This is a genomic window from Nocardia aobensis NBRC 100429 (assembly GCF_000308375.1).
In the GTDB taxonomy this organism is placed as follows: Bacteria; Actinomycetota; Actinomycetes; order Mycobacteriales; family Mycobacteriaceae; genus Nocardia; species Nocardia aobensis.
On sequence record NZ_BAFQ01000167.1, the window covers coordinates 60836 to 75439 of the forward strand.

Here is a 14604-nt window from a genome sequence, read left to right on the forward strand (position 1 = left end):
CAGCACGTCGTTCACCTGCCGAGTGAAAAACGAAGGCCGCCTTGCCGTTACGACAAGGCGGCCTTCGCGCTGTGTCCCGCTGCCGCACGGCAGCGAACGATCAAGCGGTGATCGAAGCCTTCTCCAGGATCTCGCGCGCCAGGGCGGCGGTCTCGGACGGGGTCTTGCCGACCTTCACGCCCGCGGCCTCGAGGGCCTCCTTCTTGGCGGCGGCGGTGCCCGAGGAGCCGGAGACGATGGCGCCGGCGTGGCCCATGGTCTTACCCTCCGGGGCGGTGAAGCCCGCGACGTAGCCGACGACCGGCTTGGTGACGTTGGCCTGGATGTAGGCCGCCGCCCGCTCCTCGGCGTCGCCGCCGATCTCGCCGATCATGACGATGAGCTTGGTCTCCGGGTCCTTCTCGAACGCCTCGATGGCGTCGATGTGGGTGGTGCCGATGACCGGGTCGCCACCGATGCCGATGGAGGTCGAGAAGCCGAAGTCACGCAGCTCGTACATCATCTGGTAGGTCAGGGTGCCCGACTTCGACACCAGGCCGATCGGGCCCTTGCCGGTGATGTTGGCCGGGGTGATGCCCACCAGCGACTCACCCGGGGTGATGATGCCGGGGCAGTTGGGGCCGATGATCCGGGTCTTGTTGCCCTTCTCCACGTTGTAGGCCCACGCGTAGGCGGTGTCCTGCACCGGGATGCCCTCGGTGATGACCACGAGCAGCGGGATCTCCGCGTCGATGGCCTCGATGATGGCGTCCTTGGCGAACTTCGGCGGCACGAAGGCGATCGACACGTCGGCGCCGGTCTCCTTGATGGCCTCGGCGACGGTGCCGAACACCGGCAGCTCGACGTCCGAGCCGTCCTTGGCGGTGTGCGAGACGGTGGTGCCGGCCTTGCGGGCGTTGACGCCACCGACGACCTGGGTGCCCGCCTTCAGCATCAGCGCGGTGTGCTTGGTGCCCTCACCGCCGGTGATGCCCTGGACGATGACCTTGGAGTCCTTGTTCAGGAAGATAGACATGTTGTTTTTCGTCCTTTACTTGGCCGCAGCCAGTTCAGCGGCCTTGTCGGCGCCTTCGTCCATGGTCTGGGCGAGGGTGACCAGCGGGTGGTTGGCATCGACGAGGATCTGGCGACCCTCCTCGACCTTGTTGCCGTCGAGGCGGACGACCAGCGGCTTGTTCGCCTCCGACCCCAGGATCTCCAGGGCCTTGACGATGCCGTTGGCTACCGCGTCACACGCGGTGATGCCGCCGAACACGTTCACGAACACGCTCTTGACCTGCGCGTCGTTGAGGATCACGTCGAGACCGTTGGCCATCACCTCGGCCGAGGCGCCACCACCGATGTCGAGGAAGTTGGCCGGCTTCACGCCGTTGTGCTTCTCACCCGCGTAGGCGACGACGTCCAGGGTCGACATGACCAGGCCGGCGCCGTTGCCGATGATGCCGACCTCACCGTCGAGCTTGACGTAGTTGAGGTCGTTCTCCTTGGCCTTGAGCTCCAGCGGATCGGTGGCGTCACGATCGGCGAACTCGGCGTGGTCGGGGTGGCGGAAGTCGGCGTTCTCGTCCAGGGTGACCTTGCCGTCCAGCGCCAGGATCTCGTTCTCCGGCGTGCGGACCAGCGGGTTCACCTCGACCAGCGTCGCGTCTTCGGCGACGAAGACCTCCCACAGCTTCTGAATGGTCACCGCGGCGGCGTCCAGCACGTCGGCGGGCAGGTGGCCCTGCTCGGCGATCGAACGCGCGAAGGCCAGGTCCACGCCCTTGACGGCGTCGACCGGCACCTTGGCCAGGCGGTCGGGCTTGGTGGCGGCGACCTCTTCGATCTCCATACCGCCCTCGACCGAGCACATGGCCAGGTAGGTGCGGTTGGCGCGATCGAGCAGGAAGGAGATGTAGTACTCCTCCGCGATGTCCTTCGCCTCGGCGACCAGGATCTTCTTGGTGACGTGGCCCTTGATGTCCAGGCCCAGGATGTTGTTCGCGTGGGTGAAGGCGTCGTCCGGGGTGGCGGCGTACTTCACGCCACCGGCCTTACCGCGGCCACCGACCTTGACCTGCGACTTGATCATCACAGGCTTGCCGATTTCGGTCGCGATGGCACGGGCGTCCTCGGCCGAGTCCGTGACGCGGCCCTCCGACGAAGGCACTCCGTGCTTCACGAAGAGTTCCTTCGCCTGATATTCGAAGAGATCCATGTACTCACCGTCTCGTCTGCGTTGTTGTGACAACGACTTTGTTGGCGGCCCGTCGTCGGAAGCGGGTCGAGTCGGACTCTAATCAGTTCGATGTCGCCGAAATCAGCCGCATACAGCCTAAGTGGCGCAGGTCACGAGCGGGCATCCGCCCGGGCAAAACCGCTGGCCAAGGCTACTGGCGAGTAGCTTGCTGACACGCCGCCAGGTAGGGCGGACGATGATCCGAATTGCCACATTGGCTACTACATAGTGTAGTTGTCTGTTCTCACTCGCGTGCCCAGCAGAACGTGAGATATTCCGCGCTCTAGACGTGATCAATGTCACAACTACCCCCTTATCGAGCGGAGCGCTTGCCCACCTGCAATCGTTTCGTTACCGTCGATGCGGTCGATGTCACAGCCAGATCACAGGCGTAACGGGAATACTCGTCACTCGGTCGCCAGGCGCAGCTGGTAGAACACATCGACAGACCCACCCGGATGAGGCCGCGTACACCGCACCGATCAGGAGGACGGCAGGCTTGTTGCAGCACAGTGCTCCGCAGGTAGCGAGCCGTTCTACCGGCGCACCGCGTCCCGCGTCTTCCGGATCCCCCGCGTTACCCGGTCTCGGAGTCCGCCGATGAGCCACGGTCGCCTACAACCTGGGCATCGGCCACAGTCCGCCCGCCGTTACCGCGGCGACGGAGAATCCCTCGACCAACATCCGTACTTCGGTGGTAACCAATCCTTCGGCGGTTACACCGGTTCCCGTTCCGAGGAGCCCGCGGCTCCGCCCGTGCGCAGTATGCCGGGACGTGCCGACAGCTGGATGTCCGCCGGCGCCGGTGCGGCGGGCGCGACCGTCGTCGGCCTCACCGCGACCACCGGGAATTCCACCGAGAACGCCTGGGGCGCAACCGGTTCGGAAGATTCCGGGCAGTGGCAGCCCTGGGGAGCCCAGGCGCGGCCCGACGGTGACTGGACCGCCGATCCGCAGTGGCCACGAACCGACGAATGGGCCGCCGCCGACCCCGGTTTCGATGACGGCCGCGGTGTGCACTACCCCGAGGGCCCCGCCGACTACGACGCCGCCCATTACGACGCCGCCGACGAATACGACGAACCCGCCGGCAGCGAACCGTTCAACCTGGCCCGGCTGCGCAGCTCCTGGAAGCGTGACAGCGCCGACGCCGATGAGGCCGACGCCGACGCGGAAGGCCCCCGCCGCTTCAGCGGTGCGCACCGCGTGCCGACCCCGCCCGCCGCGCTCAAGGGCCGCGCCGCCGTGGTGGCGGTCGCGGCCGGCGCGGTGGTCGCCGCCGGACAGGCCGGAATGGAGTCCGGCAGTCAGCACCACACCGCGACCGCCGACTACGACGCCGCCGGTCAGGTCCACGAAATCGCGGCCCAGGCGGTCAGCACCCAGGCGGGTAATCCGCAGTCGCCGCAGGTTCTCAATGTCGCGCCCGTCGCGGATCTCAGTCAGTTCCAGGACATCCTGCAGCACGGTCAGGAATTCGCCGCCGGACTCGCGGCCCAGGAATCGGCGAAACTGCGCCCCCTGTTCTCCAAATTCGCCAACGGCACCTTCACCTCGGGCTTCGGTAGCCGCTGGGGTGTGCAGCACCTGGGTGTCGACATCGCGGCCCCCATCGGCACCCCGATCTACGCGGTCGAGGACGGCGAAGTGATCAGCGCCGGCCCGGCCTCCGGATTCGGCATGTGGGTCCGCCTGCGGCACGCCGACGGCACCATCACGGTCTACGGTCACGTCGACACCGCTACCGTCTCCGAAGGCCAGCACGTGATGGCCGGCGATCAGATCGCCACCGTCGGCAACCGCGGCTTCTCCACCGGTCCGCACTGCCATTTCGAGGTGTGGCTCAACGGCCAGGACAAGATCGACCCCCTCCCCTGGCTCGCCTCCCGCGGCATCTCCCTCGGCCCCGAGCGCGACTGACGCGTTCCCCGGGTGTCACCCGCACTCTCTGCCGGGCGGCTGCCTGAGAAAGCCGTTGCCGGTCGATGGGCGCAGCGGTCAATCTTGCGGCATGATCGAAATTCGTGTGGTCGGGGCGGACGACTGGCGGTTGTGGCGGCGGGCTCGACTAGCGGCGCTCGCGGGGGCGCCGGATGCGTTTCGGACTCGGCTGGCGGACTGGCAGGGCGACGGAGACCGGGAAGACCGCTGGCGTGCGCGGTTGAGTATTCCCGGGGCGCACGATCTGCTGGCGTTTCGTCACGGCGAACCGGTGGGAATCGCGAGTGGGGTGCCGGAGCCCGACCATGGTGCGGCCCGGGTGATCTCGATATGGGTCGACCGGTCCGCGCGCGGCCTGGGGGTGGGTGATCTGCTGCTCGGTCGTGTCGAGCGTTGGGCTGCCGAGAACCGATACACCACCCTCCGGCTCGATGTCTTCGCCGACAACGAGCATGCCGTCGCGCTCTACCGCCGCAACGGATTCGAGTTCGAGGCGGAATGTCAGCGCACCGAACAGCTCGGCGTTCTCGATGCGGGCGACCGGGTGGAACGGATCATGGTGAAAGGCATCGTCCCGGCGGGCCGTTGAGCGCGAGGCCGCCGGGACGGCGCCTCAGAGCTTTACCAGGGTCCGGCTGTACTGCGGGATCAGGCGGATCTTGCCGGCGGTGCCGAAATCGATGGTGACCGTGGCGAGGGCGCCGAAACCTTCGGCGGCGACCACGCGGCCGAGACCGTACTTGTCGTCGCTGACACGGTCGCCCACGGCGAGCACCAGGCCGGAGTTGTTGTGCTTGGCGGCGGGCCGGGCGGGGCTGCGATCGCGCAGGCCGGGGCGCTGCTGGGACCAGCCGTCACCGCGGGTCCAGTCGCGTTCCAGGCCGTCGTCCTCGCCGCGGCGGCGGAAGCCACGTCCGCCCGACGGCGGAGTCGGTTCCAGCCGTTGCCAATCCATCAGATGCCCCGGAATCTCCTGCAGGAAGCGGGACTCCGGATTCGACACCGCCTGTCCCCAGCCGGAGCGCACCACCGCGCGGCTCAGGTACAGCCGTTTCCGGGCGCGGGTGATGCCGACGTAGGCCAAGCGGCGTTCCTCGGCCAGTTCGGCCGGATCGCCCAGCGCGCGCATGTGCGGGAACTGGCCGTCCTCCCAGCCGGTCACGAACACCACCGGGAACTCCAGGCCCTTCGCGGTGTGCAGGGTCATCAGGGTGACCACGCCGGAACCCTCGTCCGGGATCTGATCGGTATCGGCCACCAGCGAGACCCGTTCCAGGAACGCCGCCAGGGAACCGGGGTCCGGCTCGCCGTCGGCCGCCTCGGGCAGCAGGCCCTCCTCGCGGGCGGCCTCCACATTGTTGCGCGCCTCGGAACTGAATTCCCTTGCCACGCTGACCAATTCGTTGAGGTTGTCCAGCCGGGCGCCGTCCTGCGGATCGTCGGAGGCCTCCAGCTCGGCGCGGTAGCCGGTCTTGTCCAGGACCGCCTCGACGACATTGCCCACATCGGGGAATTCGCTGTCCGCGGTGACGCCGGCGGCGCGGATCTCGTCGAGCAGATCGAGGAAGCCGGCGATCGCACGCTGCGCGCGGGTGTTCAACAGCGCCACCTTGCCGTCGGCGGCGTCGCGCAGCGCGGCCGCGAAGCCGATATCGCGCTGTTCGGCGTGCACCGCGACACAGGCTTCGGCGCGGTCACCGATCCCCCGGCGCGGCGTGTTGAGAATGCGGCGCAGGCTCACCGCGTCGTCGGGATTCTCGAGCACGCGCAGGTAGGCGACCACATCGCGGACCTCCTTGCGCTCGTAGAACCGGACGCCGCCGACCACCTTGTAGGGCAGCCCCATGCGGATGAAGATCTCTTCCAGCGCCCGCGAGTTGTTGTTGGTGCGATAGAACACCGCGACATCGCCGTAGTTGTAGTCGCCCTGTTCGACCAGCCGGTCGATCTCGCGCGCGACGAACGACGCCTCGTCGTGTTCGTTGTCGGCGACGTAGCCGACGATCAGATCGCCCTCACCGGAATCGGTCCACAACTTCTTGTCGCGCCGATTCTCGTTGCGGGAGATGAGCGCGTTGGCGGCCGAGAGGATGTGCTGGGTGGAGCGGTAGTTCTGTTCCAGCAGAATCGTTTCCGCGTCCGGGAAATCGCGCTCGAATTCCTCGATGTTGCGGATGGTCGCCCCGCGGAACGCGTAGATGGACTGGTCGGCGTCACCGACCACACACAGCTCGCTGGGCGGCACCGCATCGCCGCGACGTGCCGGGCTGAATTCCGGATCGGCCGCCTCGGCCCCCGCGTCGGCGTCGGCGAGCTCGTCGGCCGCCGGTCGCACATGATGGCCCACCAGTTCGCGCACCAGCACGTACTGGGCGTGGTTGGTGTCCTGGTACTCGTCGACCAGCACATGCCGGAAGCGACGGCGGTAGTACTCGGCGACCTGCGGGTGGCTCTGCAGGAGCGCGACCGTCTCGCCGATCAGATCGTCGAAGTCGAAGGCGTTGGCCGCGCGCAGCCGCCGCTGATATTCGGTGTAGACCCGGGCGACGATACCGGGCAGTTCCGTCTCGTCTGATTCCGCGTCCGCCGTGGCCGTTTCGGGGTCGATCAGCTCGTTCTTGAGATTGGAGATGGCGGTCGCGAGCAGTCGCGGCGAATACTTCTTCGGATCCAGATTCTGGTCGCGAATGATCATCGCCAGCAGGCGGCGCGAGTCGTCGGCGTCGTAGATGGAGAAGTTGGAGTTCAACGCGCCGGGCAGCAGATTCGCCTGCATCCGCAGGATGCGCACACAGGAGGAGTGGAAGGTCGACACCCACATGGCGGCGGCGCGCGGACCCACCAGGTCCGTCACGCGCTCGCGCATCTCCGCCGCGGCCTTGTTGGTGAACGTGATGGCCAGGATCTGCCCGGGCGTGACGCCGCGTTCGGCCAGCAGATAGGCGATGCGCCGGGTGAGTACGGCGGTCTTCCCGGAGCCGGCGCCGGCCACGATCAGCAGGGGCGAACCCGCGTGCACAACCGCCGCCCGCTGCTGCGGGTTCAGGCCCTCGAGCAGGCGCTGCGCCTGCTGATCGGCCTGCGCGGACCTGTCCGCACCTCGCGTTGCCGCCGTACCCACCGTTGCCGTCCCCGCCGCTGTTCCCGCCACCGTCGTCTCCATCGTCCATCCACGCTACCGGCGGCCACCGACATGCTGTAGTCCGGCGCGATCTCAGCGCATTCTCACCGACGAGAACTTTGCCTCACTTGCCCCACGTGGCAGACTGGCCACATGACCAGCGCGCTCACGACCTCTGCTGTTCAGGCGTACGAAGGTATTCGTGGTCGCCGATTTCGCACGTGAGCGCATACTCGACGGGGGACAATTCAAGGCCGAACAGGTCTGTTTCACGGTGGAGGAATCACATCGGTAACGGGGCAGGGCCGCACGCCGATCGAAGTTCTGACACGAGGAGAAGAAAGTATGAGCACCTCTACTGAGCCGATTGATCAGCCAGCGACCGGTTCCGATGCGACGTTGCCGAGTAGTGAGGCGGAGATCGAGAAGCTCCGCAAGGAGATCGATCGCCTCGACGCCGAGATTCTCGCAGCCATCAAGCGGCGCACCGAGGTCTCGCGCATCATCGGCCGCACCCGCATGGCCAACGGTGGCCCGCGCCTGGTGCACTCCCGCGAGATGAAGGTGCTGGAACGCTTCAGCGAACTGGGTCAGGAAGGTCACACGCTGGCCATGCTGCTGCTCCGCCTCGGCCGCGGCCGCCTCGGCCACTGAGTTACCGCCGCCTCGGCCACTGAGCTACACAACCCACCGAGACCACGCGGCGATCGTCTCGACGAACTCCGCGACCCCAGGCCGCCCCGGGTGCCGATCCCCCGGGGCGGTCGTTTCGTATCCGGGGACTGCCGGGTCAGGGCAGGGCGATGTACTTCGTCGACAGATACTCCTCGATCCCCTCGAAGCCGCCCTCGCGGCCGAATCCGGAGGCCTTGACCCCGCCGAACGGCGCCGCCGGATCGGAGATGACGCCGCGGTTGATGCCGACCATGCCGCTCTCCAGCCCCTCCGCGATACGCAGCGCACGATCCAGATCGCGGGTGTAAACGTAAGCGACCAAACCGAATTCGGTGTCGTTGGCGGCGGCGAGGCCCTGCTCCTCGGTATCGAATCCGACGATCGGCGCGACCGGTCCGAACACCTCTTCGCTGAGGATCCGGGCCTGCTCGGGCACCTCGCACAGCACGGTCGCCGGATAGTAGTACCCGGTCCCGCCGGGCGCCTTCCCGCCGATGCGTACCTCGGCGCCGCGCTCGACCGCGTCCTCCACCAGTTCGCTGACGGTGTCGAGCTGATCCTGATTGATCAGCGGGCCGAGGGTGGTCGACGGGTCGTCACCGGGGCCGAGTTTCACCTCCTGCATGGCGGCGACCAGTTTGTCGGTGAACTCGGCGCGCACCGAGTTGTGCACGTGGAACCGGTTGGCGGCGGTGCACGCCTCGCCTCCGTTGCGCAGCTTCGCCAGCATCGCGCCCTGCACCGCGGCATCGATGTCGGCGTCGTCGAAGACCACGAACGGGGCATTGCCGCCCAGTTCCATCGAGGTGCGCAGCAGGCCGTTCGCGGACTTCTCCACCAGTTTCTTGCCGACGCCGGTCGAGCCGGTGAAGGTGAGTTTGCGCAGCCGCGGATCGTTGATCAGCGGTTCGGTCACCGCACCGGAGTGGCTGGAGGTGATGACCGACAGCACCCCGTCCGGCAGCCCGGCCTCACTGCACAGCTTCGCCAGCAGCAGCATGGTCAGCGGTGTGGCCGAGGCGGGTTTGACGATCATCGTGCAGCCCGCGGCCAGGGCCGGGCCGATCTTGCGGGTGCCCATCGCGAGCGGGAAATTCCAGGGCGTGATGGCCAGGCACGGCCCGACCGGCTGTTTGTGGACGACGATGCGGCCCGTCCCGGTGGGCGCGGTCTGGTAGCGGCCGTGCACCCGGACCGCTTCCTCGCTGAACCAGCGGAAGAATTCGGCGCCGTAGCGCACCTCGTTGCGGCTCTCGGGCAGCGCCTTACCCATTTCCAGGGTCATCAGCAGGGCGAAGTCCTCGGTGCGCTCGACGATCCGCTCGTAGACCGCGCGCAGGATCTCGCCGCGTTCGCGGGCCGAGGTGGCGGCCCAGCTGTCCTGCGCGGCCACGGCCGCGTCGAGGGCGCGCACGGCGTCCTCCGGCGTGGCGTCGGCGACGTGTACGAGGGGCTCTCCGGTCGCCGGATTCTCGACCGCGAAGGTGGCGCCACCGGTGGCATCCACCGGCCCGCCGATCCAGAGTTGAGTGGGGACGGATTCGAGTAACTCGGTTTGCGACACCATGTGCTCAGGGTAGGCCGCGGTGGACGCGAGCGCGGGCAACTGCCAGGTGGGCTGTGACTACCTGCGCGTAGCGAAACGACTACCTGCGCGTAGCGGAACTGGTCTGTAATCTCGCGGGGGTGAGCAGCGACATCACCGCGACGGCGGCCTGGCGGAAACTGCACGATCACTATTCGGCCGTGGCCGACCGGCATCTGCGCGAGTTCTTCGCCGAGGATCCGGAGCGGGGACGCGAGCTGACCGTCGAGGTCGGCGATCTGCACATCGACTACAGCAAGCACCGCATCACCCGCGAAACCCTGGATCTGCTGCTCGATCTGGCGGAGACGGCGGGGGTGGCGCGGCGCCGGGACGCGATGTTCGCGGGCGAGCACATCAATACCTCCGAGGACCGCGCGGTGGGCCATGTCGCCCTGCGCCTGCCGGCCGGCGCCTCGATGACGATCGACGGCGCCGACGCGGGTGCGCAGGTGCACGAAGTGCTGCGCCGGATGGGCGAATTCACCGATGCGGTGCGCTCGGGGCAGTGGCGCGGCGCGAGCGGTGAACGCATCACCACGGTGGTGAACATCGGCATCGGCGGCTCGGATCTGGGACCCGCCATGCTGTATCAAGCCTTGCGGCACTACGCGGATGCCGGTATTTCGGCGCGATTCGTCTCCAATATCGACCCGGCGGATCTGATCGCGAAGCTCGACGGCCTCGACCCGGCACACACCCTGTTCGTCGTTGCCTCCAAGACGTTTTCGACGCTGGAGACGCTCACCAATGCCACCGCGGCGCGGCGCTGGCTGGTGGCGGCGCTCGGCGAGGACGCGGTCGCCAAACATTTCGTGGCGGTGTCCACCCATGCGCAGCGGGTGGCCGACTTCGGCATCGACACCGCGAACATGTTCGAGTTCTGGGATTGGGTCGGCGGCCGCTACTCGGTGGATTCCGCGATCGGGCTGTCGATGATGGCGGTGATCGGCAAGGAACGTTTCGCCGAATTCCTGGCCGGAATGCACAGTGTCGACGAACATTTCGTTTCCGCGCCGCCGGAGCGCAATGCGCCGATCCTGCTCGGCCTGCTCGGGGTCTGGTACTCGAATTTCTTCGGCGCCCAGTCGCGCGCGGTGCTGCCGTACTCCAACGATCTGGCGCGCTTCCCGGCCTATCTGCAGCAGCTGACCATGGAGTCGAACGGTAAATCGGTGCGCCTGGACGGCAGTCCGGTGACGACCTCGACCGGCGAGATCTTCTGGGGCGAACCCGGAACGAACGGACAGCACGCCTTCTACCAGTTGCTGCATCAGGGCACCCGGCTGGTGCCGGCCGATTTCATCGGATTCGCCCGTCCCACCGATGATCTCGCGACGCGCGACGGCTCCGGCAGCATGCACGACATCCTGATGAGCAATCTGTTCGCGCAGACGAAGGTGCTGGCCTTCGGCCGCACCGCAGCGGAGATCGAAGCCGAGGACGGCGGCACTCCGGATTTCGATCCGGCCCTCGTGCCGCATCGCGTGATGCCCGGTAACCGGCCTTCCACCGCGATCCTGGCCCCGCAGCTCACCCCGTCGGTGGTCGGACAGTTGATCGCGCTCTACGAGCACCAGGTTTTCGTCGAGGGCACCATCTGGGGCATCGACAGTTTCGACCAGTGGGGCGTGGAGCTGGGCAAACAGCAGGCGCTCGCGCTGGAGCCGCTGCTCACCTCCACCGAAGATCCGGCACCGCAATCGGATTCGTCGACCGATGCGCTGATCCGGTGGTATCGCGGCCACCGCTGATCCCGCCACCACGGAAATACCTCGCCCGGATGCGTCATTGATCTCATGCCGGGAATGTGAGCACGGCGCTGCCACGGGCCGGCGCGCAGTTGTCACGTCCGGAATATGACCTCGGTTGGACAACATCTGCTGTGCGCTGGCCTGATCGGCCTGGCCCTCGCCGCCGCCCCGTGAGATCCCAACCGCACAGCGCACCACCCGGACCTGTTGACTTATGCAGGTAAATACCTGCATAATTTTCCCGTGCAACCCGAACCGGATATGGACGTGGTCTTCAAGGCGTTGGCCGACCCGACACGGCGACTGCTACTGGACCGGCTTCGTGAGCAGAACGGGCAGACCCTGCGCGAACTGTGCGAGCGGGTGGAGATGGCGCGCCAGTCACTGACGCAGCATCTCGACATCCTGGTCCGAGCCGGACTGGTCACCGTGCTGCGACGCGGGCGGGAACGGGTGCACTACATCAATCCGGCACCAATCCACGACATCGAACAACGATGGATCTCCGTCTTCGACAGGCCGCGACTGGATGCGATCCGGGCCATCAGAAACCAGGCTGAGGAGTACGCCATGAGCACGACCGTGCCCACCTACGTCTACGTCACCTACATTCACGCCAGTGCCGAACAGGTCTGGAAGGCACTGACCGACGCCGATCTCACCGCCCGCTACTGGGGACATGCGAATGTCTCCGACTGGCAACCGGGTTCGAGCTGGGAACACCGCCGCGTCGACGGCTCGGGTGCGGTCGACGTCGTCGGCGAGGTCATCGAATCGGATCCGCCGCACCGCCTCGTGGTGACCTTCGAGGACATGCCGGATGCCGACCGGTCGCCGTCGCTGGTCACCTTCCTCGTCGAACCGCACCGCGATATCGTCCGGCTCACCGTCACCCATGAGAATCTGCCGAATCAGGAGATGCTGCAGGGTATTTCGAGCGGTTGGCCCGCCGTGCTGGCCAACCTCAAATCCCTCCTCGAGACCGGCGACGTACTGCCGCAGGCCCCGTGGGAGATGTCGAGCGAACCGGTGAGCTGAGCCGGATCGTGCGAAACCGGATCAGACGAAGGCGCGCTGCAGGATCGCCTCGGTATCCACCCCCACCGGGAGGGTGCCGAAGGCGATCCCCCAGTCACCACCGAATCGGCTGGCACAGAACGCATCCGCGACCGCGGCGTGACCGTGGCGCACCAACTGCGCGCCCTGCAGCACCAACGCCATCAGTTCGACCACGCGCCGGGCGCGGAACTCGATATCGCTGAGGTCGGTGAGCTCCTTGCCGATCCGGTCGATCGCGTCGTCGAGGTGGTGGTTGGCGCCGCGGGCCAGCGACACCTCGTTGAAGTAGGCCTCGACCGTCTCCGGCTGACGGCCCATGGCGCGCAGGGCGTCCAGCGCCGCAACATTGCCCGAGCCCTCCCAGATCGACATCAGCGGCGCCTCCCGGTACAGCCGCGGCATACCCGACTCCTCGACGTAGCCGTTGCCGCCGAAGCATTCCAGCGCCTCGGCCGCGTGCGCCGGGGCCCGCTTGCAGACCCAATATTTGGTGACCGCCAACGCGATTCGGCGCAGTGCCGCCTCGGCGGGGTCGGTCGCGGCGCGGTCGGTGGCACCGGCCAGCCGCATCATCACCGTCGTCGCGGCGTCCGATTCGATCACCAGATCGGCCAGCACATTGCGCATGGCGGCCTGGTCGATCAGCTTGGCGCCGAACGCTTCCCGATGCCGCGCGTGGTGCGCGGCGTAGACCACACCGGTGCGCATGCCGGTCGCCGAACCGATCACACAGTCGAGCCGGGTCATGTTCACCATCTCGATGATGGTCTTCACACCCGCACCCTCGGCGCCGACCAGCCAGCCGGTCGCGTTCTCGTACTCGATCTCCGAGGACGCGTTGGACTTGTTGCCCAGCTTGTCCTTCAGGCGCTGCAGCCGCAGCGCGTTGCGGGTGCCGTCGGGCAGCACCCGCGGCAGCAGGAAGCAGGACAGGCCGCCCGGCGCTTGGGCCAGCGTCAGGAACATGTCCGACATCGGCGCGGAGGTGAACCACTTGTGCCCGACGACGCGGTAGGTACCGTCGGATTGCGGTGTGGCCGTGGTGGTATTGGCCCGGACGTCGGAGCCGCCCTGCTTCTCCGTCATCGACATCCCGGCGATCAGGCCGGCCTTCGACGAGGGTTCGCGCAGGCCGAAATCGTAGGTGCGCGAACCGAGTAGCGGCTCGAAGCGGGCGGCCAGTTCGGGGTTGTGGCGCAATGCCGGAACCGCGGCGTAGGTCATCGAGATGGGGCACATGTGTCCGGCGTCGGCGATGCCCCACGTGTAGAACTTCGCGGCGCGGGCGACGTGCGCGCCGGGCCGGTCGTCGAGCCAGGGGCTGCCGTGCAGGCCGTGCCGTACCGCGACGTCCATCAGGTTGTGCCAGTAGGGGTGGAACTCCACCTCGTCCACCCGATTGCCGTAGCGATCGTGAGTGTGCAGCACCGGCGGGTACTCGTTGGCCAGCCGGCCCCACTCCTGCGCCTCGAAACTACCTGCCAGCGCGCCCAATTCACGCACCTCGGCCTCCGCCCAGCCGGCGCCCTCGCGGTGCAGGCCCTCGATCAGGGCCGGGTTGCGGGAGAAGTCGAACGGGGTGATCGGCGGGACCTGGTTGAACACTTCGTGGGTGGCCATATGAGTTCTCCTATTCGTGCGCGCCGAGGGCCCGCAGGGCGAAGGCGACGAGTTCGGGCACCACGGATTCGCTCTGCAACTGCTCGGCCAGCGGTCCGACCAGCACCTCACCGATGGCGCCGACCAGGGCGGTGGCGGTGGTGCGCGGGTCCTGCGGCGGCAACTGCCCGGCGCCGACACCGTCGGCGATCGCGGTCTCGAAGGTTTCGGCGAACGCCCGGCGGAAGCGCAGGCGTTCGGTGTCGACGCTCGCGTCCACGGGTTCGGCGAGCAGGACGTAGGCGAGTTTGGGATTCTTCAGCGCGCGCCCGGCGAAGGTCTCCACCGCGGCGGTGACCCGCTCGACCACACCGCCCTCCGCCCCGGCCTGCGCGACCGCGGCGACCTCCCGGGTGACGACGTCCCGGAACACGGCGGTGACCAGTTCGGACTTACCGCTGAAGCTCTTGTAGACGGTTCCGGTGGCGACCCCCGCCTCCGCGGCGACGGTGGCCATCGACAGCCCGCCGAAGCCCTGCTCCGAGAGCACCTTCATGGCCGCGTGCACGATGGCGCGCGACTGGGCGTCCAGTCGGGCCTGCACGGCGGGGGTTCTGCGGTACGCCACGCAAGAAGTGAATCACATATTCAT

Annotated in this window: 11 protein-coding genes; 5 read left to right on the forward strand and 6 right to left on the reverse strand. The window is 67.4% G+C overall.

Translation table 11 applies throughout. The features are described from left to right. Positions 1–100: 100 nt before the first annotated feature. Both sucD and sucC read right to left on the reverse strand, forming a co-directional pair. Positions 101–1015 carry a succinate--CoA ligase subunit alpha gene (gene sucD / locus RJ03_RS22195; RefSeq protein WP_036505482.1) on the reverse strand — a complete coding sequence of 305 codons (915 nt, stop codon included), beginning with the start codon at positions 1013–1015 and terminating at the stop codon, positions 101–103. Between the two features lie 15 nt (positions 1016–1030). Next, a complete protein-coding gene (sucC, locus tag RJ03_RS22200) occupies positions 1031–2197 on the reverse strand; it encodes an ADP-forming succinate--CoA ligase subunit beta (protein WP_036505484.1) in 1167 nt (388 codons plus the stop codon). Positions 2198–3325: 1128 nt separating this feature from the next. Between sucC and RJ03_RS36200 the strand changes: the two genes are divergently transcribed. Further along, a complete protein-coding gene (locus RJ03_RS36200) occupies positions 3326–4138 on the forward strand; it encodes a M23 family metallopeptidase (protein ID WP_232329359.1) in 813 nt (270 codons plus the stop codon). A gap of 91 nt (positions 4139–4229) precedes the next feature. Further along, on the forward strand, positions 4230–4748 hold the full coding sequence (locus RJ03_RS22210) for a GNAT family N-acetyltransferase (RefSeq protein WP_036505485.1): 519 nt from the start codon (positions 4230–4232) through the stop codon (positions 4746–4748). Between the two features lie 24 nt (positions 4749–4772). Here the strand turns inward: RJ03_RS22210 and pcrA are convergent, their stop codons facing one another. Then, positions 4773–7322 (reverse strand): DNA helicase PcrA, encoded by a 2550-nt coding sequence (gene pcrA / locus RJ03_RS22215; RefSeq protein WP_036505487.1) that lies wholly within the window; start codon positions 7320–7322, stop codon positions 4773–4775. 303 nt (positions 7323–7625) lie between these two features. Here pcrA and RJ03_RS22220 point away from each other — a divergent pair, with 303 nt between their 5' ends. Further along, complete coding sequence (locus RJ03_RS22220; RefSeq protein ID WP_036505489.1) at positions 7626–7934, forward strand: chorismate mutase; 309 nt, start codon at positions 7626–7628, stop codon at positions 7932–7934. A gap of 136 nt (positions 7935–8070) precedes the next feature. Here the strand turns inward: RJ03_RS22220 and RJ03_RS22225 are convergent, their stop codons facing one another. Then, positions 8071–9522 carry an NAD-dependent succinate-semialdehyde dehydrogenase gene (locus RJ03_RS22225; protein ID WP_036505540.1) on the reverse strand — a complete coding sequence of 484 codons (1452 nt, stop codon included), beginning with the start codon at positions 9520–9522 and terminating at the stop codon, positions 8071–8073. A gap of 119 nt (positions 9523–9641) precedes the next feature. Between RJ03_RS22225 and pgi the strand changes: the two genes are divergently transcribed. Together pgi and RJ03_RS22235 are read left to right on the forward strand one after the other, a co-directional pair. Then, positions 9642–11294 (forward strand): glucose-6-phosphate isomerase, encoded by a 1653-nt coding sequence (pgi, locus tag RJ03_RS22230; protein ID WP_036505491.1) that lies wholly within the window; start codon positions 9642–9644, stop codon positions 11292–11294. A gap of 267 nt (positions 11295–11561) precedes the next feature. Beyond that, on the forward strand, positions 11562–12332 hold the full coding sequence (locus tag RJ03_RS22235; protein WP_218000989.1) for an ArsR/SmtB family transcription factor: 771 nt from the start codon (positions 11562–11564) through the stop codon (positions 12330–12332). Positions 12333–12353: 21 nt separating this feature from the next. On the opposite strand, the gene RJ03_RS22240 is transcribed toward RJ03_RS22235, so the two are convergent. Both RJ03_RS22240 and RJ03_RS22245 read right to left on the reverse strand, forming a co-directional pair. Next, entirely contained in the window at positions 12354–13973 is a 1620-nt protein-coding gene (locus RJ03_RS22240) for an acyl-CoA dehydrogenase family protein (RefSeq protein ID WP_036505493.1), read from the reverse strand. Between the two features lie 10 nt (positions 13974–13983). After that, positions 13984–14580: a TetR/AcrR family transcriptional regulator gene (locus tag RJ03_RS22245; RefSeq protein WP_036505495.1), complete on the reverse strand. Its 597-nt coding sequence runs from the start codon at positions 14578–14580 to the stop codon at positions 13984–13986. Positions 14581–14604 lie beyond the last annotated feature (24 nt).

Excerpts from the sequence above, each read along its gene's own strand:
- sucD (WP_036505482.1), bottom strand. The coding sequence starts at position 1,015 with ATGTCTATCTTCCTGAACAAGGACTCCAAGGTCATCGTCCAGGGCATC.
- sucC (WP_036505484.1), bottom strand. The coding sequence starts at position 2,197 with ATGGATCTCTTCGAATATCAGGCGAAGGAACTCTTCGTGAAGCACGGA.
- RJ03_RS22210 (WP_036505485.1), top strand. The coding sequence starts at position 4,230 with ATGATCGAAATTCGTGTGGTCGGGGCGGACGACTGGCGGTTGTGGCGG.
- pcrA (WP_036505487.1), bottom strand. The coding sequence starts at position 7,322 with ATGGAGACGACGGTGGCGGGAACAGCGGCGGGGACGGCAACGGTGGGT.
- RJ03_RS22220 (WP_036505489.1), top strand. The coding sequence starts at position 7,626 with ATGAGCACCTCTACTGAGCCGATTGATCAGCCAGCGACCGGTTCCGAT.
- RJ03_RS22225 (WP_036505540.1), bottom strand. The coding sequence starts at position 9,522 with ATGGTGTCGCAAACCGAGTTACTCGAATCCGTCCCCACTCAACTCTGG.
- RJ03_RS22240 (WP_036505493.1), bottom strand. The coding sequence starts at position 13,973 with ATGGCCACCCACGAAGTGTTCAACCAGGTCCCGCCGATCACCCCGTTC.